Here is a 23,793-nt window from a genome sequence, read left to right on the forward strand (position 1 = left end):
GCGCATGTCGGCGTCGGATGTACCTTTTTCGCGAGCAAGCTCGCTCCTACAGAATCGGGGGTTACTTGGGATAACCGGCCCGCTTCATTTCACGCTCGGTGGTGGTCTGCGCGGCGCTCAAGGCTTGATCCACGGTTTGCTGACCGGTCAGCGCACCCGAGAAGAACTTGCCGACCTGTGTACCGATCGCCTGGAACTCAGGAATGGTCACCAGTTGGATACCGATATACGGCACCGGCTTGAGCGTCGGTTGGGTCGGGTCGGCGACTTTCAGCGATTCCAGGGTGACCTTGGCGAACGGCGCGGCCTGCATGTACGCGTCGCTGTAGGTCGACTTGCGCGTCCCTGGTGGGACGTTGGCGATGCCGTCGGTCTTGGCAACCAGGGCGCCGTATTCCTTGGAAGTCGCCCAACTGGTGAACAGCTTGGCGGCGTCCTTGGCTTTGGAGCTGGTCGGGATCGCCAGGCTCCAGGAGTACAGCCACGAGGTGCCTTTGTCAGTCTTCTCGTGGGGGGCGAAGGTGAAGCCGACGTGGTCCGCCACCTTGCTTTGGGTCTTGTCGGTGACGAACGAGCCGGCCACGCTGGCGTCGACCCAGATCGCGCACTTGCCGCTGTTGAACAGGGCGAGGTTTTCGTTGAAACCGTTGCTCGAAGCGCCCGGCGGGCCGGATTTCTTCATGTTGTCGACGTAGAAGTTCAGCGCGTCCTTCCATTCGGGGCCATTGAATTCAGGCTGCCATTTTTCGTCGAACCAGCGCGCGCCATAGCCGTTGGCCAGGGTGGTGATCAGCGCCATGTTTTCACCCCAACCGGCTTTGCCACGCAGGCACAGGCCGTATTGTTCTTTGGTTTTGTCGGTGAGTTTTGCTGCGTATTCGCCGATCTGCGTCCAGGTCGGGTGCTCGGGCATGCTCAGCCCGGCGTCCTTGAACAGGTCGGTGCGGTAATAGGTGATCGAACTTTCGGCATAGAACGGTAGGGCGTACAGCGAACCCTTGACGGACAAACCGTCACGCACAGAAGGGAACACATCGTCGAGGTCGTAGGACGCCGGTAGGTCCTTCATCGGTTCCAGCCAGCCCTTGGCGCCCCAGAGTGCGGCTTCGTACATGCCGATGGTCAACACGTCGAACTGCCCGCCCTGGGTGGCGATGTCGGTGGTCAAGCGTTGGCGCAGGACGTTTTCTTCGAGCACCACCCAATTCAACTTGATGTCCGGGTGCTCGGCCTCGAAGGTCTTCGAGAGCTTTTGCATGCGGATCATGTCGCTGTTGTTGACGGTGGCAATGGTCAGGGTTTGCGCGCCAAGGCTGACGGCGCTGAGGGTCATGCATGCCGTCATGCAAGAACAGGCAAGCAGTGTTTTTGCTGTGAACTTCATCGCGCACTCCTTTTCTGCGCCCAGGGGCTGCAGAAGGACAGTTATTGTTGTTGTGTCTTCCCACGCGGAGCCAGGAAGAGTGTGCGTTGATTACAGCCCTCAAATGGGGGGTGTGACAAATCCTTGGGCGCACTGGGACTGATACTTTTTTGTACTCGCTCACCAAAAGCCGAAACGATTAAGCCAGGTTCTGTTCGGTGAGCCGCTGCACCGCCAGGCGCCGGTAGTGGGAAGGCGTCATGCCTTTAAGTTGCTGGAAGCGGCGATTGAAGTTGGAAATGTTGTTGAACCCCGACTCGAAGCACACATCGGTGACGGCCTTGTCGCCATCGGCCAGCAGTTCGCAGGACTTGCTGATGCGCAGGCGATTGACGAATTCGATAAACGTGCGCCCGGTGGCCTGCTTGAACACCCGCGAGAAATACGTCGGTTTCATCCCCAGGTAATCGGCCACTTCCTCCAGTGACAACTCCCGTGCGTAATGCGCAAAGATGTAGTCCACCGCCCGGTTGGTGCGGTCGATGCTGTGTTCGTCGGCCAGTTGCGGCGTGGTCACGCCGGACAGCAGTTGGTAATCCTCACACGCGCTCAACACGTCCAGCAGGATAAAGAAGTGCCCCAGGCGCGCCATGCCCTGGGCGTCCTCGATGCGTTGCATGAGTGTCATGGCCTGGGCGATGGTCTTCTTGCAGCGAAACTCGATGCCGGACTGCGCCCGCTCCAGTAGCGGCGCGAGGGTCTTGAGCTCAGTAAAAATGTGACTGCCGTTCTCAAGCAGCTCATCGGTGAAATTCACCAGCATGTCGCGCTTGGGCACCACTTCGTCTTCCTCGACCTGGCTGATCCAGTTGTGAGGCAGGTTGGGGCCGGTAAGGAACAGGCTTTCCGGGTAGAAGTTGCCGATGTAGTCGCCGATGAACACCTTGCCGGAACTGGCGACGATCAGGTGCAACTCGTATTCCTTATGGAAATGCCAGCGCACCAACGGGCAAGGGAAACCGTGCTGGCGATAGATGATGGACAGACCGTTGTGATCGTCCATCAGCTCGTAGGAAGGGTCGGTGATTCGCGTTGCTCGGGTCATGCTGCCGTCGCTTTATTGTGGTTGTGCTTCGCAATAATGCCCCCTTGTGTGCTGTCGCTGCCAGCGGCAAGTTGGTTGGAGCATCCCTGAAGGCCGTTTTGGGTTATCGGCGACTTAATATATTTCACTGGCCTGTGCTATTAACAAAAGCGTTTACGAGCAGGCGTCGTGCTAATCGAGAGGGCATGGTCGCTAGGAGCAAAGAAGCGTTTTATCTGAAACAGAACACGAACAAGGAGTTGGTTATGATTCGTGATGCACTGCCCAAGGACGCGAAGAGCATTGCTGATGTTCATGTCAGTAGCTGGCAACACGCTTATGCGAATCTGATGCCGGCTGATTTTTTGGCCTCGCTGACTGCGACATTGCCAAAAAGGGAGGCTTATTGGGCTCAGGCAATCGAAAGCAAAGACTCTGACGTTTTAGTTTCAGAGGTGGATGGAAACGTTGTCGGTTGGATTTCAGTGGGCCGTTGCCGTGATGAAGACAAGCCCGCAGCGGAGTCGGGAGAGGTCATGGCTATCTATATTTTGGCAGAGTATTGGGGTAAAGGAATCGGTGCCAAATTGTGGGAGTCAGGTTTAAACCGTTTGTTTGATCAAGGTTATAAAAATATTACCTTATGGGTTTTATCTGCAAACGAAAGAGCTGTTCGCTTTTATCAGGGGCTCGGCGGAAGAGAAGAGCCTGGCAGCCGTCGCACGCTGGTCCGTGGTGGCGTGTCGCTGGATGAGGTGAGGTATGTTTGGGGCCGTTAAGGTTTAGGGATGCCCCGAGTGGCGTGCCGCGCAGCGGCGGCACGTCGAAGTTACGATATTCACGCTTCCTGATGCGCTAAAGGTTACGGTTTTTTGCCTCGATCCACTGCGACATGTATTGCGTACTTTTGTGGGCATGGTGGCGCAGCATGCCGCCGGTGAAATTATTTCGGCGGTGGGCGGCGAGGTCGTTGCGGCACTGCTCCAGGCATTCCACCAACGCGGGGCCGTGGATGTTTTGGTCATACCGGCGGGCCAGGAGTTGGCGCCCGTGCTCCTGGGCCTGGGTCCAGCGTTCGCGGTCTTGGTAAAGGCTCACGGCGGCATCGGCCAACGCCATGGCGCTGTGGGCGATTGCCCCCGGCCACGGTTGCTCGTCGCCCATGGCTTCGGCGCCGACCGGTGTGGTGATATTCGGCGTGCCGCAGAGCATGGCATCCACCAGCTTGCCCTTGATCCCCGCACCGAAGCGCAACGGCGCCAGGCAGATGCGCGCCGCTGTCATCACTTGCAGGGCATCCTCGGCCCAGTTCATCACATGAAACCCCTGGGCCGCGTTGTGTAGGGCCGTCGCCTTGGGCGGGGTGTAGGCACCATAGATATGCAGTTGGGCGCCTGGCAGTTGCTGGCGGATCAACGGCCACACACTGTTCTTCATCCAGAGCACGGCATCCCAGTTCGGCGCGTGACGGAAGTTGCCGATGCTGAGGAAGTGCGCGCGCTCGTCAAAGGGGGCGAATGCTTCGGTTGGCGGTTCGAGCATCAATGGGCACCAGTGGAGCAGGGCGGCGGGCACCTTGAAGTGTTCGGTGAGCAGGCGGATTTCCACGTCGGAGATCATCAGGCTGATGTCGCAGCGATAGATGGCCGCGATCTCGCGCTTGGCCAGGTCGGTGTCGGCCATGCGCTGGAACTCGTCTTCCAGGCCCGGTGCGAACAAGGCGCTGAAGTCATCGTTGCCCGGTTGCGCCTTGAGGTCGTCCTTGAGCCGCTGCTGGCGTGCGTCGCGCAGGCTTTGCAGGTCGGAGGTTTCCAGCACCCGCAACGCTGCGGGGCAGTGCTTCTCGACGCGCCAGCCGAACTGTTCTTCCATCATGAAGCGGTCGAACAGCACGATGTCCGGGGCCAGTTCGCGGATAAAGTCGTCGAAACTGCTGTTATTGAGTTCGATGGCGCACTCGGTGATACCGAGTGCCGGCAGGTCGGCTTTGTGCTCGCCGATGGTCGCCGGGCTGCTGAAGGTAATATCCCAACCTTGTGTAAGAAAAGTTTCGAGAATCTGCATCATATGCCCGCCGGCAGCCGAGGAGCGCGGTTCCGGCCAGACATAACCAATGACCAGGACTTTGGTGGCGGGCTGATTCATCAACAACAGATTCCTTGAGCGGGGACGAAAACCGCGCAATTAAACCACAACCGCCCGCGTGCCCGGCGAGACATGACAATTTGTGTCTGGCGGTAGGTCGCCACGGCACTTTGTGGTTAACTTCCGCCTCTCGAATTCGTTTAACCAAACCCAGCATAAGGATTCCGTTCATGGCTCAAGTCACCCTTCGTGGTAACCCCGTCCAAGTTGAAGGCGAACTGCCGCAAACCGGCTCCAAGGCGCCAGACTTCACCCTGACCGCCGGCGATCTGTCGGACGTGACCCTGGCCACCTTCGCCGGCAAGCGCAAAGTGCTGAACATCTTCCCAAGCGTCGACACCCCGACCTGTGCCACGTCGGTACGCACGTTCAACGCCCAGGCCGACAAAGTGGCCAACACCGTGGTGCTGTGCATCTCCTCCGACCTGCCGTTTGCCCAGAAGCGTTTTTGCGGCACCGAAGGCCTGGACAACGTGCAGAGCCTGTCGGACTTCCGCAACGCTGATTTCGCCGTTGACTACGGCGTTTCGATTGCTGACGGCCCGCTCCGGGCTCTGACCGCCCGTGCCGTCGTTGTGCTGGATGAAAACGACAATGTGCTGCACAGCGAACTGGTCCCTGAAATCGGCCAAGAGCCAAACTACGAAGCAGCCCTGGCTGTTTTGAAGTAACTGTTTCTGCGCATTACTGTCGTTATGCAGTAACACTGCGCGGTACATAATTGCGGCCTGGCCTAGTCCAGGCCGTTTTTATTTGCTGGTCAGATGTTTAGCGAAATAGCCGGTGGACTAAGCTCAAAAGTTAAAAGTTGTAAGCCCAAGGTAAATAGCCGGTAAAGGCGCTTTTCTTAACGCGCCCCAGTGCTTATCTTTCAGCCTCCCAAAGAAGAAGCCCTCGCGCCCAATGGTTGATCACTCCATGCAATCCTCCCCCCGCAACTCCCGTCGCTGGCTGTTCGGCCTGCTCGTGCTGCTGGTTATCGCCGGCCTGTGCTGGAAATTCTGGCCCACCGGCGCGCCCCATCCAGAAGCGCCAGCCGGCCGCACCGGTAAAACGGGCATGGCGCGCCCTGGTTTCGGCGGCTCCACCGGCCCGGTGCCGGTGCGCGTGGCGCCGGCGGTGCTGGGGGAGTTCCCGGTGTACTACAAGGCATTGGGGACGGTCACCGCGCTCAACACTATTAATGTACGCAGCCGGGTGGGCGGCGAGTTGGTGAAGATCGCCTTTGAAGAAGGGCAGATGGTCAAGGCCGGCGACCTGCTGGCGGAAATCGACCCGCGCAGTTACCAGAACGCCTTGCTCCAGGCCCAGGGCACGCTGATGCAGAACCAGGCCCAGTTGAAAAACGCCCAGGTCGATGTCGAGCGTTATCGCGGCTTGTATGCCCAGGACAGTATCGCCAAGCAAACCCTGGACACCGCCGAAGCGCTGGTCCTGCAATACCAAGGCACGGTCAAGACCAACCAGGGCGCGGTCGACGACGCCAAGCTCAACCTCGAATTCACCAAGATCCGCGCGCCGATCACCGGGCGCGTCGGCCTGCGTCAGCTCGACGTCGGTAACCTGGTGGCCGCCAACGACACCACGGCGCTGGCGGTGATCACTCAGACCCAGCCGATCAGCGTGGCCTTCACTCTGCCGGAGAACAGCCTGGAAACCGTGCTCGCCCGTTACCACGCCGGCAACAAGCTGCCGGTGGAAGCCTGGGACCGCGGCGACGCCAAGCGCCAAGCCACCGGCGTGCTGCAGAGCCTGGATAACCAGATCGACGTCACCACCGGCACCTTGAAGTTCAAGGCGCGCTTCGATAACAAAGACCAGGCGCTGTTCCCCAATCAGTTCGTCAACGTGCATCTGCTCGCCGACACCCTGCACAACGTCGTACTGGCACCGTCCGCCGCCATCCAGTTCGGCAACGCCGGCACCTTTGTCTACAAGCTCGACGGCGACAAGAAGGTCAAGGTCCAGCCCCTGGTGGTCGGCGATAGCGACGGCGACAACACCGTGATCAAGCAAGGCCTGGTCGCCGGCGATCGCGTGGTGCTGGAAGGCACCGACCGCCTGAAGGACGGCAGTGAAGTCGAAGTGGTCAACGACAGCAGCCAAGTCCCGACCACGCCGACCGAGCACCTGCAAGGCAAGCCCGCGGCCAAAGGGGAGACCGGCGCTGACGCCGGCAAGGCGCAAAAGGTCGGTTCATGAACCTGTCGCGGCTGTTTATCCTTCGCCCGGTCGCTACCACGCTGAGCATGCTGGCGATTGTCCTGGCAGGGATCATCTCGTACCGCTTGTTGCCGGTCTCGGCCTTGCCCCAGGTGGACTACCCGACCATCCGGGTGATGACCCTGTACCCCGGCGCCAGCCCGGATGTGATGACCAGCGCAGTCACCGCGCCCCTGGAGCGCCAGTTCGGGCAAATGCCCGGCTTGACCCAGATGGCCTCCACCAGCTCCGGCGGGGCCTCGGTGCTGACCCTGCGCTTCAACCTCGACATCAATATGGATGTCGCCGAGCAACAGGTGCAGGCCGCGATCAACGCCGCGACCAACCTGCTGCCCAAGGACTTGCCGGCGCCGCCGGTGTACAACAAGGTCAACCCGGCGGATACCCCGGTGCTGACCCTGGCGATTACCTCCAAGACCATGCTGCTGCCCAAGCTCAATGACCTGGTCGACACACGCATGGCGCAGAAGATCGCGCAGATCAGCGGCGTCGGCATGGTCAGCATTGCCGGTGGCCAGCGCCAGGCCGTGCGTATCAAGGTCAACCCCGAGGCCCTGGCGGCCAACGGCTTGAACCTGTCGGATGTACGCACGCTGATTACCGCGTCCAACGTCAACCAGCCCAAGGGCAACTTCGACGGGCCGACCCGCGTGTCGATGCTCGACGCCAACGACCAACTGGTGTCGCCGCAGCAATACGCCGAACTGATCCTGGCCTACAAAAATGGCGCGCCGCTGCGTCTGAAGGACGTCGCGCAGATCGTCGACGGCGCCGAAAACGAACGCCTCGCCGCCTGGGCCAACGAAAACCAGGCCGTGCTGCTGAATATCCAGCGCCAGCCCGGTGCCAACGTGATCGAGGTAGTCGACCGTATCAAGGCCCTGCTGCCGAGCATCACCGATAACCTGCCGGCCGGCCTGGATGTGACGGTGCTGACCGACCGTACCCAGACCATCCGCGCCTCGGTCACCGACGTGCAGCACGAATTGCTGATCGCGATTGCCCTGGTGGTGATGGTGACCTTCCTGTTCCTGCGCCGCGTCAGCGCGACGATCATCCCGTCGATCGCTGTGCCACTGTCACTGGTGGGCACCTTTGGCGTGATGTACCTGGCGGGTTTCTCGATCAACAACCTGACGCTGATGGCCCTGACCATCGCCACTGGCTTCGTGGTCGACGATGCGATCGTGATGCTGGAGAACATCTCGCGTTATATCGAGGAAGGTGAAACCCCGCTGGCCGCCGCGCTCAAGGGCGCCAAACAGATCGGCTTCACCCTGATTTCCCTGACCCTGTCGCTGATCGCCGTATTGATTCCGTTGCTGTTCATGGGCGATGTGGTCGGGCGCCTGTTCCGCGAGTTCGCCATCACCCTGGCGGTGGCGATCCTGATTTCCCTGGTGGTGTCCCTGACCCTGACGCCGATGATGTGCGCGCGCCTGCTCAAGCGTGAGCCCGAGGAAGCAGAACAGAGCCGTTTCTACAAGGCCAGTGGCGCCTGGATCGATTGGTTGATCGCGGCCTACGGGCGCAAGTTGCAGTGGGTGCTCAAGCACCAGCCGCTGACGTTGCTGGTGGCCATCGCCACCCTGGGCCTCACCGTGGTGCTGTACCTGGTGGTGCCCAAGGGCTTTTTCCCGGTGCAGGACACCGGGGTGATCCAGGGTATTTCCGAGGCGCCGCAGTCGATTTCCTTCGCGGCCATGAGCCAGCGCCAGCAGGAGCTGGCGAAGATCATCCTGGCCGACCCGGCGGTGGAAAGCCTGTCGTCCTACATCGGTGTGGATGGCGACAACGCCACCCTCAACAGCGGTCGCTTGCTGATCAACCTCAAGGCCCATGGGCAGCGGAACTTGAGCGCGGCCCAGGTGATCACCCGCCTGCAGCCGGAAATCGACAAACTGGTGGGCATCCGCCTGTACATGCAGCCGGTGCAGGATCTGACCATCGAAGACCGCGTCAGCCGCACCCAGTACCAGTTCAGCATGTCGTCACCCGATGCCGAACTGCTGGCGTTGTGGAGTGAAAAGCTGGTCCATGCCTTGAGCCAGTTGCCGCAGCTCACCGACGTCGCCAGCGACCTGCAGGACAAGGGCCTGCAGGTGTACCTGGTGATCGACCGCGATGCGGCCTCGCGCCTGGGCGTCAACGTGTCGACCATCACCGATGCGCTGTACGACGCCTTCGGTCAGCGGCAGATTTCCACCATCTACACCCAGGCCAGCCAATACCGCGTGGTGTTGCAGGCCCAGTCGGGCGAGACCCTGGGGCCGGATGCGCTGAACCAGATCCACGTCAAGACCACCGACGGCGGCCAGGTGCGGCTGTCGAGCCTGGCCCATGTGGAACAGCGCCAGGCGCAGTTGGCGATTGCGCATATCGGCCAGTTCCCTGCGGTGATGATGTCGTTCAACCTGGCCCCTGGCGTCGCACTGGGCAAGGGCGTGGAGTTGATCAACCAGACCCAGAAAGACATCGGCATGCCGGTCGGCGTGCAGACCCAGTTCCAGGGCGCGGCCCAGGCGTTCGAAGCCTCGCTGTCGAGCACCTTGCTGCTGATCCTGGCGGCGGTGGTCACCATGTACATCGTGCTCGGCGTGCTCTACGAGAGCTACATCCACCCGGTCACCATCCTCTCGACCCTGCCTTCGGCGGCGGTGGGGGCGTTGCTGGCGTTGCTGCTCAGCGGCAATGACCTGGGCATGATCGCGATCATCGGCATCATTTTGCTGATCGGTATCGTCAAGAAGAACGCGATCATGATGATCGACTTCGCCCTCGACGCCGAACGCAACCAGGGCCTTGACCCGCAGACTGCGATCTATCAGGCGGCGCTGTTGCGCTTCCGGCCGATCCTGATGACCACCCTGGCCGCGCTGTTCGGCGCGGTGCCGTTGATGCTGGCCACCGGTTCCGGTGCTGAGCTGCGTCAACCCCTGGGCCTGGTGATGGTCGGCGGTTTGCTGGTGAGCCAGGTATTGACCCTGTTCACCACGCCGGTGATCTACCTGTACTTCGATCGCCTGGGGCGGCGCTGGCGCAAAGAGCCGCAACGCCTGGAGCCGGTTGAGTCATGAACCTGTCCGGACCTTTCATTCGCCGCCCGGTCGCGACCATGCTGTTGAGCCTGGCGATCATGTTGCTGGGCGGTGTCAGCTTCAATCTGCTGCCGGTGTCGCCGCTGCCGCAGATCGACTTCCCGGTGATCGTGGTGTCGGCCAGCCTGCCCGGCGCCAGCCCCGAGGTGATGGCGTCCACCGTGGCCACGCCGCTGGAGCGCTCGTTCGGCGCGATTGCCGGTATTACCACCATGAGCAGTTCGTCGAGCCAGGGTTCGACCCGGGTGATCCTGGCGTTCGATTCCGACCGTGATATCAACGGCGCGGCGCGGGAAGTGCAGGCGGCGATCAACGCTTCGCGCAACCTGCTGCCCAGCGGTATGCGCAGCATGCCGACCTACAAGAAGATCAACCCGTCGCAGGCGCCGATCATGGTGCTGTCGCTGACCTCGGACGTATTGCAGAAGGGCCAGCTGTACGACCTGGCGTCGACCATCCTGTCGCAAAGCCTGTCCCAGGTGCCGGGCGTGGGTGAAGTGCAGATCGGCGGCAGTTCCCTGCCGGCGGTGCGGATCGAACTCGAACCCAAGGCCCTCGACCAGTACGGCGTGGCCCTCGACGATGTGCGCAACACCATCGCCAATGCCAACCAGCGTCGGCCCAAGGGTTCCCTGGAAGACGCCGAGCGCAACTGGCAGATCCAGGCCAACGACCAGCTGGAAAAAGCCAAGGACTATGAACCGCTGCTGATCCGCTACCAGAACGGCGCGGCCCTGCGCCTGGGCGATGTGGCGAAGATCAGCGACGGTGTGGAAGACCGCTACAACAGCGGCTTCTTCAACAACGATTCGGCGGTGCTGCTGGTGATCAACCGCCAGTCCGGTGCCAACATCATTGAGACCGTCCGGCAGATCAAGGCGCAGTTGCCGGCATTGCAGGCGGTGCTGCCGTCCAGCGTCAAGCTGAGCCTGGCGATGGATCGCTCGCCGGTGATCACCGCCACCCTGCACGAGGCCGAGATGACCTTGCTGATTGCCGTAGGGCTGGTGATCCTGGTGGTCTACCTGTTCCTCGGTAACTTCCGTGCGTCGCTGATTCCAACCCTGGCGGTGCCGGTGTCGCTGGTCGGCACCTTCGCGGTGATGTATCTGTTCGGTTTCTCGCTGAACAACTTCTCGCTGATGGCGCTGATCCTCGCCACCGGCCTGGTGGTGGACGATGCCATCGTGGTGCTGGAGAACATTTCCCGGCATATCGACGAGGGCGTGCCGCCGATGAAGGCGGCGTACCTGGGCGCCAAGGAAGTCGGCTTTACCTTGCTGTCGATGAACGTGTCGCTGGTGGCGGTGTTCCTGTCCATCCTGTTCATGGGCGGGATCGTCACCAGCCTGTTCCGTGAGTTTTCCATCACCTTGTCGGCGGCGATCATCGTGTCGCTGGTGGTCTCGCTGACCCTCACGCCGATGCTCTGCGCGCGTTGGCTCAAGCCTCATATCAAAGGCCAACTGACCGGTTTGCAGCGTTGGAGCCAGAAGGTCAACGACCGCATGGTCTCGGCCTACGCCACCAGCCTGGACTGGGTGCTGCGCCATCGGCGCCTGACCTTGCTCAGCCTGCTGATCACGGTGGGGGTGAATATCGCGCTGTATGTGGTGGTGCCGAAAACCTTCATGCCCCAGCAGGACACCGGGCAATTGATCGGCTTTGTGCGCGGCGACGATGGGCTGTCGTTCAGCGTGATGCAGCCGAAGATGGAGATTTTCCGCAAGGCCGTGTTGCAAGACCCGGCGGTGCTCAGCGTGGCCGGTTTCATCGGCGGCAACAGCGGCACCAACAACGCGGTGATGCTGGTTCGACTCAAGCCCATCAGCGAACGCAAGGTCTCCGCCCAGGCGGTGATCGAGCGTCTGCGCAAGAACGTGCCCCTGGTGCCGGGCGGGCGGCTGTTCCTGATGGCTGACCAGGACCTGCAATTCGGTGGCGGGCGTGACCAGACCAGTGCGCAGTATTCCTACATCCTGCAAAGCGGTGATCTGTCTGCACTGCGCCTGTGGTACCCGAAGGTCGTGGCCGCACTGCGTGCGTTACCCGAACTCACCGCCATCGACGCCCGCGAAGGCCGGGGCGCGGCCCAGGTGACGCTGGTCGTCGACCGCGACCAGGCCAAGCGCCTGGGTATCGACATGAACATGGTCACTGCGGTGCTGAACAACGCCTACAGCCAGCGGCAGATCTCCACGATCTATGACAGCCTCAACCAGTATCAGGTGGTGATGGAGGTCAACCCGAAATACGCCCAGGACCCGATCACCCTGAACCAGATGCAGGTGATCACCTCCACGGGCGCGCGGGTGCCGTTGTCGACCATTGCCCATTATGAGAACAGCCTGGCGGACGACCGGGTCAGCCATGAAGGCCAGTTCGCCTCGGAAAACATCGCCTTCGACATAGCGCCCGGCGTGACGGTGGAGCAGGGCACTGCGGCCATCGAGCGGGCGATTGCCAAGGTGGGCTTGCCGGAGGACGTCATCGCCAAGATGGCCGGCACCGCCGATGCCTTTGCGGCGACCCAGAAGGGCCAGCCGTTCATGATCCTCGGCGCGCTGGTGGCGGTGTACCTGGTGTTGGGTATTCTGTATGAAAGTTATATCCACCCGCTGACGATCCTCTCGACCTTGCCGTCGGCCGGCGTCGGAGCCTTGCTCTCCATCTACCTGCTGGGCGGCGAGTTCAGCCTGATCTCCTTGCTCGGCTTGTTCCTGTTGATCGGGGTGGTGAAGAAAAACGCGATCCTGATGATCGACCTGGCGCTGCAACTGGAGCGCAATGATGGCCTGAGCCCGCTGGATTCGATTCGCAGCGCCTGCCTGTTGCGTCTGCGGCCGATCCTGATGACCACGCTGGCGGCGATCCTCGGTGCCTTGCCGTTGTTGCTCGGCAGGGCCGAAGGCGCGGAAATGCGCCAGCCCCTGGGCCTGACCATTATCGGCGGGCTGGTCTTCAGCCAGATCCTGACCCTTTACACCACCCCGGTGGTTTACCTTTATCTCGACCGCGCGCGCCATCGTTTCAACGCTTGGCGCGGCGTGCGTACCGATGCTGCCCTGGACACTGCGCTATGACCGATTCAATTTTCGCCACATTGGCCATGCCCCGTGGTTCCCGCGTCGCCAGCCTGGTGCTCTGCGGGGTGTTGCTCAGCGCTTGCGCCGTCGGCCCCGACTACACGCGCCCGGAGGTCATCGAACCGGCGCAGTTCAAGCAAGCCCAGGGCTGGCGCCAGGCCACGCCGAGCGATGCGCTGGCCCGTGGCGCCTGGTGGGAGCTGTACGGCGACCGTCAGCTCAATGACCTCGTGGTCCGGCTGAACAACGCCAACCAGACCGTCGCCCAGGCCGAAGCGCGCTTCCGCCAGGCCCAGGCGCTGGTGCGCAGTTCCCGTGGGGCGTTTTACCCGACGGTGGACCTGAGCGTCGGGAAAACCCGCGCCAGCCAGGGCACCGGCAGCAGCAACGCCAGCCTCAGCAGTTCCAGCAGCGGCATCCGCGACACCCTCAACGCGCAGTTGGGCGTGAGCTGGGAAGCCGATGTCTGGGGCAAGTTGCGCCGGGGCCTGGAAGCCAAAGAGGCCAGCGCCGAAGCCAGCTCGGCGGACCTGGCCGCGATGCGCTTGAGCCAGCAGTCGGAGTTGGTGCAAAGCTACCTGCAACTGCGCGTCATGGATGAGCAGACCCGGTTGCTGCAAGCCACGCTGGACACCTACCAGCGCTCCCTGCAAATGACCGAAAACCAATACCGCGCCGGCGTCTCCGGCAAGGAAGCCGTGGCCCAGGCGCAAACCCAGCTCAAGTCCACCCAGGCCAGCCTGATCGACCTGATCTGGCAGCGTGCCCAGCTGGAAAACGCCATCGCCGTGTTGATCGGCGAGGCGCCGGCCAACTTCAACCTGGCCGTGAGCAAGGACATCCCGGCCTTGCCGCAGATTCCGGTGAGCCTGCCCTCGCAATTGCTTGAACGGCGCCCGGACATCGCCTCGGCCGAACGCTCGGTGATCGCCGCCAACGCCAATATCGGCGTGGCCAAGGCCGCCTATTACCCGGACCTGAGCCTGAGCCTGGCTGGCGGTTATTCCAGCAGCACCTATTCAGACTGGATCAGCCTGCCGAACCGCTTCTGGTCGGTCGGGCCGAAACTGGCGATGACCCTGTTCGACGGCGGCCAGCGCTCGGCGGAAGTCGACCGCACCGTGGCCAGTTACGATGAAACCGTGGCCAAGTACCGCCAGACCGTGCTGGATGGTTTCCGCGAAGTGGAAAACTACATGGTCCAGCTCAAGGTGCTGGAAGACGAAGCCGTGGTCAGCAACGAAGCCCTGGAGGCCGCTCGCGAATCGCTGCGCCTGACCCAGAACCAATACAAAGCGGGGCTGATCGCTTACCTGGATGTGGTTACCGTGCAGGCAACGGCGCTGAGTAACGAACGCACCGTGCTGACCTTGCTGCAGACGCGATTGGTGGCCAGCGTGCAACTGATCGCCGCGTTGGGCGGTGGTTGGGATGGGCAGACTCAAGTGGCGGAAAAGGAGTGAAGTCCGGGCCTTTTTGAATGGGCAGATTGACCTCAAAATGCCGGTGCTGGTCCTATTATAATTAATCGCCTGTTCAATAATTATTCTCGCTACAATCCGCGGCTTTGCCACCCGGGGCGGGTGTTTACAACCCGTCGCTCTCGAGAAGTTCCATGCTCATCGGTAGTTATTCTCCCTCTCTGGTCGTGATCTCCCTGTTCGTCGCGGTGCTTGCTTCCTACACCGCGCTCGACCTCTCCGGTCGCATCGCCACGGCCAAGGGTCGCGCCATCTACTTGTGGATGCTGGGCGGGGCATTGGCCATGGGCGTGGGCGTGTGGTCCATGCACTTTATCGGCATGTTGGCGCTCAGGCTGCCGTTCGCCCTGGGTTTTGACCTGGACATTACCGCGTTGTCGCTGTTGATCGCGGTGTTGTCCTGCGGCTTTGCCTTGTGGCTGGTCAGCCAGCAGCGCCTGCCTATGTGGCAACTGGGGTTTGGCGCGCTGATCATGGGCGCCGGCATCAGCAGCATGCATTACACCGGCATGGCCGCGATGCGGATGCTGCCGGGCATCGATTACGACCCCGCGTTGTTTGGCGCCTCGTTGCTGATCGCGGTGGCGGCGTCTGGCGCGGCACTGTGGATCGCCTTCAATCTGCGGCGCAACACGCCTTATGTGCGTCTGGCGCGCGGTGGCGCCGCCGTGGTGATGGGCGTGGCCATCGTCGGCATGCACTACACCGGCATGGCGGCGGCGCGTTTTGCCGACGACAGTTTCTGCGGCGCCGCGCTGACCGGCTTGAGCGGCAAGGGCCTGGATAACCTGGTGTTGGTCACCAGCCTGGCCGTGCTGGTTATCGCGCTGCTCACGTCGTTGCTCGACGCGCGCCTGGAGGCGCGTACCGCGGTGCTGGCCGACTCGCTGACGTTGGCCAATCAGGAACTGACCCACCTGGCCCTGCACGACACCCTGACCGGCCTGCCCAATCGCACCCTGCTCGCCGACCGGATTCAGCAAGCCATGCAGGCGGTGAAAGAGCAGGGCGGTTGCCTGGCCCTGATGTTTATCGACCTGGACGGCTTCAAGCCGGTCAATGATGCCTTCGGCCATCACATGGGCGACCAGTTGTTGCGCGAAGTCAGTCAGCGCCTGCGTGAAGATCTGCGCAGCCAGGACACCCTGGCGCGCATCGGCGGTGATGAGTTTGTGCTGCTGGTGCAACTGACGCAGCCCAATGATGCCCTGGGCCTTGCCGAACGCCAGGTGGTGCTGATCAATCGCGCGTTCCAGGTGGCCGAACACGTGCTGAAAATTTCAGCCAGCGTCGGTATCGCGATGTTCCCGGGCAATGGCAGTACGCCCCAGGAACTGCTGATGAACGCCGACGCCGCGATGTACCACGCCAAGGGCATGGGCAAGAATGGCTACAGCTTCTTCGATGTGTCGATGAACTCTAACGCGCGCAAGCAACTGCAGTTGTTGCAGGACTTGCGCAACGCAGTCGAGCAGCAGCAGTTCCGCTTGTACTACCAGCCCAAGTTCGACGCCGTCAGCGGTGCCCCGATAGGCGCCGAAGCCTTGCTGCGCTGGGAGCATCCGCAAGAGGGCTTGTTGCTGCCGGCGGCCTTTATCGAGCTGGCGGAAAAGACCGGGCTGATCATTCCGATTGGCGAGTGGGTGCTCGACGAAGCCTGCCGTCAGATGCGCGTGTGGTACGCCCAGGGTTATGAAGACTGGCGAATCGCGGTGAACCTGTCGGCGTTGCAGTTTTGCCACGCCGGCCTGGTCAAAAGTGTCGCCACCGCGTTGGATCGCCACCAGTTGCCGGCCAACAGCCTGACGCTGGAGATTACCGAAACCACCGCCATGAGCGATGCCGATGCGAGCATGACGGTGTTGCAGCAGCTGTCGGAAATGGGGGTCGATCTGTCCATTGATGACTTCGGCACCGGCTATTCCAGCCTGATGTACCTCAAGCGCCTGCCGGCCAACGAACTGAAGATCGACCGTGGCTTTGTGCGAGACCTGGAACATGACGTCGACGACGCCGCCATCGTCTCGGCCATCGTCGCCCTGGGCCAGGCCCTTGGGCTGCGGATTGTCGCCGAAGGGGTGGAAACCGATGTCCAGCAGAGCTTCCTCACCCGTCTGGGGTGCAACGCGTTGCAGGGCTATTTGCTCGGGCATCCGTTACCGGCGGATGGCTTCATGGCCGACATCCTGCGGGCACAAGCAGCGCTGGCGCCTGACAAGCAGCGTGCTTGACGGGTATTCTTGGGGCCAACTCTAAACATTTGGTTGATTCAGGAGAGCGTAGGCATGGACAAAGTCCTCATCATCACCGGGGGCGGTCGTGGGATTGGCGCCGCGACGGCATTGCTGGCGGCTCGCCAGGGCTATCGCATTTGCATCAACTTCCAGTCGGACGAAGAGGCCGCTCATCGCGTGCTCGACCAGGTCCGCGCGCTGGGTGCCCAGGCCATTGCGGTGCGCGCCGATGTGAGCATCGAGGATGAGGTGATCGCGCTGTTCCATCGTGTTGACAACGAGTTGGGGCGGGTGACGGCACTGGTCAACAATGCCGGCACCGTGGGGCATAAATCCCGTGTTGATGAAATGTCCGAGTTCCGCATCCTGAAGATCATGAAGACCAACGTGCTCGGCCCGATTCTGTGCGCCAAGCACGCGGTGCTGCGTATGTCGCCCCGGCATGGTGGGCAGGGCGGCAGCATCGTCAATGTGTCGTCGGTGGCGGCGCGCCTCGGTTCGCCGGGTGAATATGTCGACTACGCCGCCTCCAAGGGCGCGCTGGACAGCTTTACCATCGGGCTGTCGAAGGAAGTGGCGGGCGAGGGCATTCGTGTCAACGCGGTGCGCCCCGGCTATATCTACACCGACTTCCATGCCCTGAGCGGTGATCCGGACCGGGTCAGCAAGCTGGAGTCCGGGATTCCCATGGCCCGTGGCGGCCGGCCGGACGAGGTGGCGGAGGCGATTGTCTGGTTGTTGTCGGACAAGGCGTCCTATGCCACCGGGACGTTCGTCGACCTGGGCGGCGGTCGTTGAGGCCCTCGGCCTTCAGCTCGGCAGATGGCGCAGCACTTCATAGCCTTTAAAGGAAAACGCCTTGAGCCGGCTGGCTTCGGAGTTATCCAGGGTGCTGTAGCCGTCGTTGAAGAACCCATCGATACGCCCGTTGCGGGCATGGCTGCCATTCAAGGTGCGGTCGTCAAGGTTGTCGAGAAACTGCAGCACTTTTTCCAGGTTGTAAGCCGCGTCAGCACGCGCATCCGGGTCTGCGTTGGATGGGGTCCAGTCACCGACCTGCTGCTTAAGATCATCAGCGATCGCGTAACTGTCGCGGCCTTGCAGGAAGTGCGTCATGACCGGGCTCTGGTCGATGATCTGCTGTGCCGAGCGCAGGTCGCCGGCCGGTCGGTCCAGCGGAGCGTACATCTCGCGAACCTGCTTTTGTTCGACGGCACGCATGTAGTTGGGCGGGATGGGCAGGTGTGCAAGCCTTGGGGGGACAGAAACGCTCATAGGAAACCTCTGGTTCGAACCAGGAATAGTGAGTGTCCTGTGTGGTACGTGCGTCGATCTGGTTCCGCGTCAAAACGAGCGCACAATGCGTCCCAACGTCTCCATCGCTTTTTCCGATGCTTCCGACCACGGGCTGCCGTAGTTCAAGCGGATACAGTTCCTGAAACGCTGGGTCGCCGAAAAAATCGGCCCCGGCGCGATGCTGATGCCCTGGGCCAAGGCCATCTGGAACAACTTCAATGAGTCCGTCTGCTCCGGCAATTCCAGCCAGAGGAAATACCCGCCGGCCGGCTGGCTGACCCGCGTCTGCGCCGGAAAATACCGGGCGATGGCCGCAAGCATGGCGCTTTGCTGTTCTTCCAGGGCGTAGCGCAATTTGCGCAAGTGCCGGTCATAGCCGCCATGTTGCAGGTAGTCGGCAATCGCCGCCTGGGCGGGCATCGACGGGCACAACGAGGTCATCAGCTTCAAACGCTCGACCTTCTGCGCATAGCGCCCGGCCGCCACCCAGCCAATGCGATAACCCGGTGCGAGGCTCTTGGCGAAGGAGCCGCAGTGCATCACCAGGCCCTCGGTGTCGAAGGCCTTGGCGGGTTTCGGTGCCTGTTGTCCGTAGTACAACTCTGCGTAGACGTCGTCCTCGATCAACGGCACCTGATGGCGGCGCAGCAGCTCCACCAATTCCTGTTTCTTCGCTTCCGGCAGCGTGGCGCCCATGGGGTTCTGGAAACTGGTCATGGTCCAACAGGCTTTGATCGGGTAGCGCTCCAGGCTTTGCGCCAGGGCGTTGAGGTCGATGCCGTCACGCGGATGCACGGGGATTTCCACCGCTTTGAGTTTCAGGCGTTCGAGCACTTGCAGGCAGGCATAAAACGCCGGTGCTTCAATGGCCACCAGATCGCCCGGCTCGGTGACGGCCTGCAGGCACAGGTTCAGGGCTTCGAGGGCGCCGTTGGTGATCAGCAGCTCTTCCATCGGCAACATCAGGCCGCCGACCATATAACGCAGGGCAATCTGCCGGCGCAGTTGCGGGTTGCCCGGCGACATGTCGGTGACCACCAGGCGCGGGTCCATCTCACGGGCGGCGCTGGCCAGGGAGCGGGCCAGGCGGGGCAGCGGGAACAGCATCGGGCTGGGGAAGGCCGAGCCGAACGGCACGGTATTCGGGTCTTTGATGGACTCGAGCACCGAGAACACCAATTCGCTCACATCGACTTCGGTGGATTCATGCACGTGTTCACTCACCACCGGTTCGGAGAACGGGCTGGGCGCATGGGTGTTGACGAAGTAGCCGGAACGCGGTCGTGCCCGGATCAGGCCGCGGCGTTCCAGCAGGTAGTACGCCTGGAACACCGTGGACGGGCTGACGCCGTAGGTCTGGCTGGCATAGCGCACCGAAGGCACTCGCTGGCCAGGGCCGAGCACGCCGGAGCGGATCAGTTCTGCGATGTCGTCGGCGAATTTTTCGTAGCGTTTCATGGTAGCCAAATTATTCTTCTCAAGATGTACGCAGGGCGAAATGTGGCCGCCGGCTGAGCGGCTGCCACATTTGATCTCTTATGCTGGCCAACCCTCAGCGGTTCAACGGTGCCACGAAACGGCTGTCGGCAGCGCTGTAGACCCATGGTTCGTCGACGTCGGTGACCTTGAAGCGCAGGATCTGCGAACTGCTCGCCGGCTTGTCCGCCAGCAACGCCACCGACACCGGCACGTCGCTGATTTCCCCCGGGGCCAGGCTGATCTGGGTCTTGCCTTGCAGCTGGAAGCCTTCGCCATCCACCAGTTCCAGGCGGTAGTCCTGGGGTTGCTGGGTCTTGTTGATGACCTTGAGGCTGTAGATGTTTTCGATCAGGCCCTGGCTGTTTTCGCGGAACATGCCGCGGTCCTTGGTCACGTCCAGCGACACCATCGGCCGCTGCACCAGTGCCACGACCAACGCCGCGATCATCACCAGCAGCACCGCACTGTAGCCGATCAGGCGTGGCCTGAGCAGGTGGGTCTTGCCGCCTTGCAGTTGATGTTCGCTGGTGTAGCTCACCAGGCCGCGGGCGTAGCCCATTTTGTCCATGATCGAGTCGCAGGCATCGATGCACGCCGCGCAGCCGATGCATTCCATTTGCAGGCCGTCGCGGATATCGATGCCGGTGGGGCACACTTGCACGCACAATTGGCAATCGATGCAGTCGCCGAGGCCGACGTCCGCCGGTTTGGCTTCACGCTTGCGCGGGCCGCGGTGTTCGCCACGGGCCGCATCGTAGGAGATGGTCAGCGTGTCTTTGTCGAACATCACGCTCTGGAACCGCGCATACGGGCACATATGCATGCACACCGCTTCGCGCAGCCAGCCGGCGTTGAGGTAAGTGGCGGCGGTGAAAAACACCACCCAGAACAGGCTCACGCCGCCCATCTGCCAGGTCAGCAGTTCGCTGGCCAGCGGGCGAATGGGTGTGAAGTAACCGACAAAGGTCAACCCGGTCAGCACGCTGATACTCAGCCACAGCGTATGTTTGGCCGAGCGCCGTGCCAGTTTGTTCAGGCTCCAGGGTGCCGCTTGCAGCTTGATACGCTGGTTGCGCTCGCCTTCGGTGACTTTTTCGCACCACATGAACAGCCAGGTGAACGAGCTTTGCGGGCAGGTGTAGCCGCACCACACCCGGCCGGCGAACACGGTGATCGCAAACAGGCCGAAGGCGCAGATGATCAACAGCGCCGACAGCAGGATGAAGTCCTGCGGCCAGAACGTGGCGCCGAATATGTGGAACTTGCTTTCGGCCAAGTCCCACAGTACGGCCTGGCGCCCGCCCCAGTTCAGCCACACCGTGCCGAAAAACGCCAGGAACAGAAAGCCTGCACCAGCCACGCGCAAGGTGCGGTACAGGCCGGTGAAGCTACGGGTATGGATCTGGTTATCGCTGGATTTGGCCGTCACCTTCTTCGGGTGCGCAGGCTCGTGGATTTCCACGGTTCGGACGGGGATCATTTCGCTCATGGTCGTTTGCTCATCAGCCTCCATCAGGCCGGTGAACTATGCTCGTCGTGCTGTTTGCATAACAGACTCAGGTGTGGCGATAAAAAGCGGATCAGATGCGCTGCAAAGGCCCTGCTGCGACAATGTGCTGCACCCCGTGGCGCCTGGGGCGCAGCTCGATTCAGCGTGTGCTGATACAGATCAATCAAATCACCGAATCACTGTCGCTGGCCTTCAGGTGTTTGCGCCCATCCTGGGCGCCGGCGACGGTCAGCGCGTCGGCCTCGACCTCGGTGATGTAGATCCGGTCGTCGTTCAGCGCCACAAAAGACATGGATTTTTCGCTGTCGGTACTGACGGTGACCTGGGACGCCGGCAGGCTTTGTTCCTGGCCGTTGTCATCGACCGTGAAGTAGCAGATCTGGTTTTCGATACGTACAGGCATGGTGAACTCCTTGTCATCGTCTGGTGATGGTGAGGGGATAGCATTGGGCTGAGGGTTCCTCCACCCGCACGGGCGGGTCTTGCGGCGGTTCCTCCTCAGGAGGCGCAGCCGGTTCGGTGGGCGGCAGGGTCGGCTTGTCGATATTCGGATCGGGCGTTTGCGCGGGAATCGGGATATTCATCGGTGTGGCCTCCTTTGTGCTTTGCTCTATCGGTGGACAGCCGCCCGGGGGAATTGATTCCCCCCGTCGATGGCGGCACATCCACCTGAACTTTTCACCCGGCCCCGGGCTCGGACCTTATGTGGCCCTGCTCAGGGAGAGCGGTGCCGTATCAGAATTCGGATCAAGCAAAGAGCGTCCACAGGGCGTAAGGGGAAGATGCTCGATGACTGCTGAAACACTGACTCCAGACGATTGTGTATTGCCGCTGTCCCAGGCGTTATTGCTGCCTCGCATAGCGATTGAAAGCACCATGCCGGTGATCGACGGCGGCGAATTTGCGGTCAAGGCCGTGGTGGGCCAACGCATCAATGTCACCAGCAAGGTGTTCGCCGACGGCCACGACACGCTTGCGGTGCTGATCCGCTGGCGCGCCTTGCACGATGAAAGCTGGCACAGCGAGGTCATGGCCGATATCGGCAACGACGGTTGGGAGGGCGCGTTTACCGTCACCGCCCAAGGGCCCCATGAATATTGCATCGAAGCCTGGATCGATACCTTTGCCAGCTTCTGCTACGAACTGCGCAAGAAACATGAGGCTGGCGTGCCGGTCAGCCTTGAGTTGCAGGAAGGCCGCAGCCTGGTGCTGCTGGCCGCCGAGCGCAGTGACAGTGAGCTGCGCGAGCGCCTGATGCGCTTGCACCACGAGCTCTCCGGCCTGCTGGAAACCGAGCAGGTTGCGCTGTTCCTGCACGAAGACAGTGCGTACCTGATGACCCGGGCTGATCACCGCGCCTATTTGAGCATCAGTCCCGCGTACCCGCTCGACGTGGAGCGCGAGCGTGCGCAGTTTGCCAGTTGGTATGAGCTGTTTCCGCGCTCTATCACCGACCATCCAGCGCGTCACGGTACGTTCCTCGACGTGCATTCGCGGCTGTCGATGATCCATGACATGGGGTTCGACGTGCTGTACTTCCCGCCGATCCACCCCATCGGCCGCAGCCACCGTAAAGGCAAAAACAATGCCTTGAGGGCCGAGCAGCACGATCCGGGCAGCCCCTACGCGATCGGCAGCGAGGAGGGCGGCCATGACGCGATTCATCCGCAACTGGGCAGCCGCGACGATTTTCGGCGCCTGGTCAAGGCCGCCGCCGACCATGGCCTGGAAGTCGCCCTGGACTTCGCCATTCAGTGCTCCCAGGACCACCCGTGGCTCAAGCAGCACCCGGGCTGGTTCAACTGGCGCCCGGACGGCACGATCAAATACGCGGAAAACCCGCCGAAAAAGTACCAGGACATCGTCAACGTCGATTTCTACGCCGCCGATGCGATCCCCAGCCTGTGGACCGAACTGCGTGACATCGTGCTCGCTTGGGTCGAGGAGGGCGTGAAGACATTCCGCGTCGATAACCCTCACACCAAGCCGCTGCCATTCTGGCAATGGCTGATCAGCGATGTGCGGTCCAAGTACCCGGAGGTGATCTTCCTCGCCGAAGCATTCACCACACCGGCGATGATGGCGCGCCTGGGCAAGGTCGGTTACTCCCAGAGCTACACCTATTTCACCTGGCGCAACACCAAGGCCGAGCTGAGCGAGTACCTGGCGCAATTGAACGAGTCGCCCTGGCGCGAGTGCTACCGGCCGAACTTCTTCGTCAACACCCCGGACATCAACCCCGCTTTCCTGCATGAGTCCGGGCGCCCGGGTTTCTTGATCCGCGCCGCGCTGGCGAGCATGGGCTCGGGGTTGTGGGGCATGTATTCCGGCTTCGAACTGTGCGAAGCCGCGCCGGTGCCGGGCAAGGAAGAGTACCAGGACTCGGAAAAATACGAGATCCGCCCGCGGGACTTCACCGCACCCGGCAACATCATCGCCGAGATCGCCCAACTCAACCGCATCCGCCGGCAAAACCCGGCATTGCACACGCATCTGGGGCTGACGCTCTACAACGCCTGGAACGAGAACATCCTGTACTTCGGCAAGCGCAGCGAAGACGGCAGCAATTTCATCCTGGTGGCGGTCAACCTCGACCCATTCAATGCCCAGGAAGCGCAATTCGAATTGCCGCTGTGGGAGCTGGGCCTGCCGGACGACGCCCACACCCAGGGCGAAGATTTGATGAACGGCCATCGCTGGACGTGGTACGGCAAGACCCAATGGATGCGGCTGGAGCCGCAGATGCCGTTCGGGATCTGGCGCATTACCACGTACTAAGGATCGACATGTGGGC

Annotated in this window: 17 protein-coding genes; 9 read left to right on the forward strand and 8 right to left on the reverse strand. The window is 61.8% G+C overall.

Translation table 11 applies throughout. From position 1 onward, the window contains the following. Nucleotides 1-61 precede the first annotated feature (61 nt). Complete coding sequence (locus PverR02_RS13940) at nt 62-1,384, reverse strand: ABC transporter substrate-binding protein (protein ID WP_046383192.1); 1,323 nt, start codon at nt 1,382-1,384, stop codon at nt 62-64. Nucleotides 1,385-1,562: 178 nt separating this feature from the next. Further along, nucleotides 1,563-2,468, reverse strand: a complete 906-nt coding sequence (locus tag PverR02_RS13945) for an AraC family transcriptional regulator (RefSeq protein ID WP_017848432.1) — start codon at nt 2,466-2,468, stop codon at nt 1,563-1,565. Between the two features lie 245 nt (nt 2,469-2,713). Here PverR02_RS13945 and PverR02_RS13950 point away from each other — a divergent pair, with 245 nt between their 5' ends. Continuing rightward, nucleotides 2,714-3,226 (forward strand): GNAT family N-acetyltransferase, encoded by a 513-nt coding sequence (locus PverR02_RS13950; protein ID WP_046385261.1) that lies wholly within the window; start codon nt 2,714-2,716, stop codon nt 3,224-3,226. 76 nt (nt 3,227-3,302) lie between these two features. Here PverR02_RS13950 and PverR02_RS13955 read toward each other — a convergent pair whose 3' ends face one another. Then, nucleotides 3,303-4,592: a glycosyltransferase gene (locus PverR02_RS13955; protein WP_079443657.1), complete on the reverse strand. Its 1,290-nt coding sequence runs from the start codon at nt 4,590-4,592 to the stop codon at nt 3,303-3,305. Nucleotides 4,593-4,762: 170 nt separating this feature from the next. Between PverR02_RS13955 and tpx the strand changes: the two genes are divergently transcribed. From tpx to PverR02_RS13990, 7 genes are all read left to right on the forward strand, one after another. Then, the gene (tpx, locus tag PverR02_RS13960; protein WP_017848435.1) at nt 4,763-5,263 is read left to right on the forward strand and encodes a thiol peroxidase; all 501 of its coding nucleotides are present in this window, start codon (nt 4,763-4,765) and stop codon (nt 5,261-5,263) included. A gap of 232 nt (nt 5,264-5,495) precedes the next feature. Beyond that, nucleotides 5,496-6,794 (forward strand): MdtA/MuxA family multidrug efflux RND transporter periplasmic adaptor subunit, encoded by a 1,299-nt coding sequence (locus tag PverR02_RS13965; RefSeq protein ID WP_046383194.1) that lies wholly within the window; start codon nt 5,496-5,498, stop codon nt 6,792-6,794. Beyond that, a complete protein-coding gene (locus tag PverR02_RS13970; protein ID WP_046483653.1) occupies nt 6,791-9,892 on the forward strand; it encodes an MdtB/MuxB family multidrug efflux RND transporter permease subunit in 3,102 nt (1,033 codons plus the stop codon). Before PverR02_RS13965 ends, PverR02_RS13970 begins: the two co-directional genes overlap by 4 nt. Beyond that, nucleotides 9,889-12,996, forward strand: coding sequence for an efflux RND transporter permease subunit (locus PverR02_RS13975; protein WP_046383196.1), 3,108 nt, complete (start codon nt 9,889-9,891; stop codon nt 12,994-12,996). Before PverR02_RS13970 ends, PverR02_RS13975 begins: the two co-directional genes overlap by 4 nt. Further along, a complete protein-coding gene (locus PverR02_RS13980; protein WP_017848439.1) occupies nt 12,993-14,462 on the forward strand; it encodes an efflux transporter outer membrane subunit in 1,470 nt (489 codons plus the stop codon). The genes PverR02_RS13975 and PverR02_RS13980 overlap by 4 nt, the downstream gene beginning before the upstream one ends. 152 nt (nt 14,463-14,614) lie before the next feature. Continuing rightward, nucleotides 14,615-16,711 (forward strand): putative bifunctional diguanylate cyclase/phosphodiesterase, encoded by a 2,097-nt coding sequence (locus PverR02_RS13985; RefSeq protein WP_079443658.1) that lies wholly within the window; start codon nt 14,615-14,617, stop codon nt 16,709-16,711. Nucleotides 16,712-16,765: 54 nt separating this feature from the next. Then, the gene (locus PverR02_RS13990; RefSeq protein ID WP_046383198.1) at nt 16,766-17,512 is read left to right on the forward strand and encodes an SDR family oxidoreductase; all 747 of its coding nucleotides are present in this window, start codon (nt 16,766-16,768) and stop codon (nt 17,510-17,512) included. A 12-nt stretch (nt 17,513-17,524) separates the two neighbouring features. Here PverR02_RS13990 and PverR02_RS13995 read toward each other — a convergent pair whose 3' ends face one another. From PverR02_RS13995 to PverR02_RS32295, 5 genes are all read right to left on the reverse strand, one after another. Continuing rightward, complete coding sequence (locus tag PverR02_RS13995; protein ID WP_227778857.1) at nt 17,525-17,989, reverse strand: hypothetical protein; 465 nt, start codon at nt 17,987-17,989, stop codon at nt 17,525-17,527. A gap of 69 nt (nt 17,990-18,058) precedes the next feature. Further along, the gene (gene mapR / locus PverR02_RS14000; RefSeq protein ID WP_017848443.1) at nt 18,059-19,468 is read right to left on the reverse strand and encodes a GntR family transcriptional regulator MpaR; all 1,410 of its coding nucleotides are present in this window, start codon (nt 19,466-19,468) and stop codon (nt 18,059-18,061) included. 94 nt (nt 19,469-19,562) lie between these two features. Beyond that, nucleotides 19,563-20,978 carry a cytochrome c oxidase accessory protein CcoG gene (ccoG, locus tag PverR02_RS14005; protein ID WP_046383199.1) on the reverse strand — a complete coding sequence of 472 codons (1,416 nt, stop codon included), beginning with the start codon at nt 20,976-20,978 and terminating at the stop codon, nt 19,563-19,565. Between the two features lie 184 nt (nt 20,979-21,162). Continuing rightward, the gene (locus PverR02_RS14010) at nt 21,163-21,402 is read right to left on the reverse strand and encodes a DUF3203 family protein (protein WP_017848445.1); all 240 of its coding nucleotides are present in this window, start codon (nt 21,400-21,402) and stop codon (nt 21,163-21,165) included. 13 nt (nt 21,403-21,415) lie between these two features. Further along, complete coding sequence (locus PverR02_RS32295) at nt 21,416-21,583, reverse strand: hypothetical protein (RefSeq protein ID WP_164887046.1); 168 nt, start codon at nt 21,581-21,583, stop codon at nt 21,416-21,418. A gap of 205 nt (nt 21,584-21,788) precedes the next feature. Between PverR02_RS32295 and PverR02_RS14015 the strand changes: the two genes are divergently transcribed. Then, nucleotides 21,789-23,777, forward strand: coding sequence for an alpha-1,4-glucan--maltose-1-phosphate maltosyltransferase (locus tag PverR02_RS14015; RefSeq protein WP_046383200.1), 1,989 nt, complete (start codon nt 21,789-21,791; stop codon nt 23,775-23,777). Nucleotides 23,778-23,793: the final 16 nt, after the last annotated feature.

Origin of the sequence: Pseudomonas veronii (assembly GCF_002028325.1) — a bacterium.
Lineage (GTDB): Bacteria > Pseudomonadota > Gammaproteobacteria > Pseudomonadales > Pseudomonadaceae > Aquipseudomonas > Aquipseudomonas veronii.

Bases quoted from the DNA above. Each gene is read 5' to 3' on its own strand.
- PverR02_RS13980 (WP_017848439.1), top strand. From the start codon at position 12,993: ATGACCGATTCAATTTTCGCCACATTGGCCATGCCCCGTGGTTCCCGC.
- PverR02_RS13965 (WP_046383194.1), top strand. From the start codon at position 5,496: ATGGTTGATCACTCCATGCAATCCTCCCCCCGCAACTCCCGTCGCTGG.
- PverR02_RS13975 (WP_046383196.1), top strand. From the start codon at position 9,889: ATGAACCTGTCCGGACCTTTCATTCGCCGCCCGGTCGCGACCATGCTG.
- PverR02_RS13940 (WP_046383192.1), bottom strand. From the start codon at position 1,384: ATGAAGTTCACAGCAAAAACACTGCTTGCCTGTTCTTGCATGACGGCA.
- ccoG (WP_046383199.1), bottom strand. From the start codon at position 20,978: ATGAGCGAAATGATCCCCGTCCGAACCGTGGAAATCCACGAGCCTGCG.
- PverR02_RS32295 (WP_164887046.1), bottom strand. From the start codon at position 21,583: ATGAATATCCCGATTCCCGCGCAAACGCCCGATCCGAATATCGACAAG.
- PverR02_RS13955 (WP_079443657.1), bottom strand. From the start codon at position 4,592: ATGAATCAGCCCGCCACCAAAGTCCTGGTCATTGGTTATGTCTGGCCG.
- PverR02_RS13990 (WP_046383198.1), top strand. From the start codon at position 16,766: ATGGACAAAGTCCTCATCATCACCGGGGGCGGTCGTGGGATTGGCGCC.
- PverR02_RS13945 (WP_017848432.1), bottom strand. From the start codon at position 2,468: ATGACCCGAGCAACGCGAATCACCGACCCTTCCTACGAGCTGATGGAC.
- PverR02_RS13995 (WP_227778857.1), bottom strand. From the start codon at position 17,989: ATGAGCGTTTCTGTCCCCCCAAGGCTTGCACACCTGCCCATCCCGCCC.
- PverR02_RS13985 (WP_079443658.1), top strand. From the start codon at position 14,615: ATGCTCATCGGTAGTTATTCTCCCTCTCTGGTCGTGATCTCCCTGTTC.
- PverR02_RS14010 (WP_017848445.1), bottom strand. From the start codon at position 21,402: ATGCCTGTACGTATCGAAAACCAGATCTGCTACTTCACGGTCGATGAC.
- mapR (WP_017848443.1), bottom strand. From the start codon at position 19,468: ATGAAACGCTACGAAAAATTCGCCGACGACATCGCAGAACTGATCCGC.
- PverR02_RS14015 (WP_046383200.1), top strand. From the start codon at position 21,789: ATGACTGCTGAAACACTGACTCCAGACGATTGTGTATTGCCGCTGTCC.
- tpx (WP_017848435.1), top strand. From the start codon at position 4,763: ATGGCTCAAGTCACCCTTCGTGGTAACCCCGTCCAAGTTGAAGGCGAA.
- PverR02_RS13970 (WP_046483653.1), top strand. From the start codon at position 6,791: ATGAACCTGTCGCGGCTGTTTATCCTTCGCCCGGTCGCTACCACGCTG.
- PverR02_RS13950 (WP_046385261.1), top strand. From the start codon at position 2,714: ATGATTCGTGATGCACTGCCCAAGGACGCGAAGAGCATTGCTGATGTT.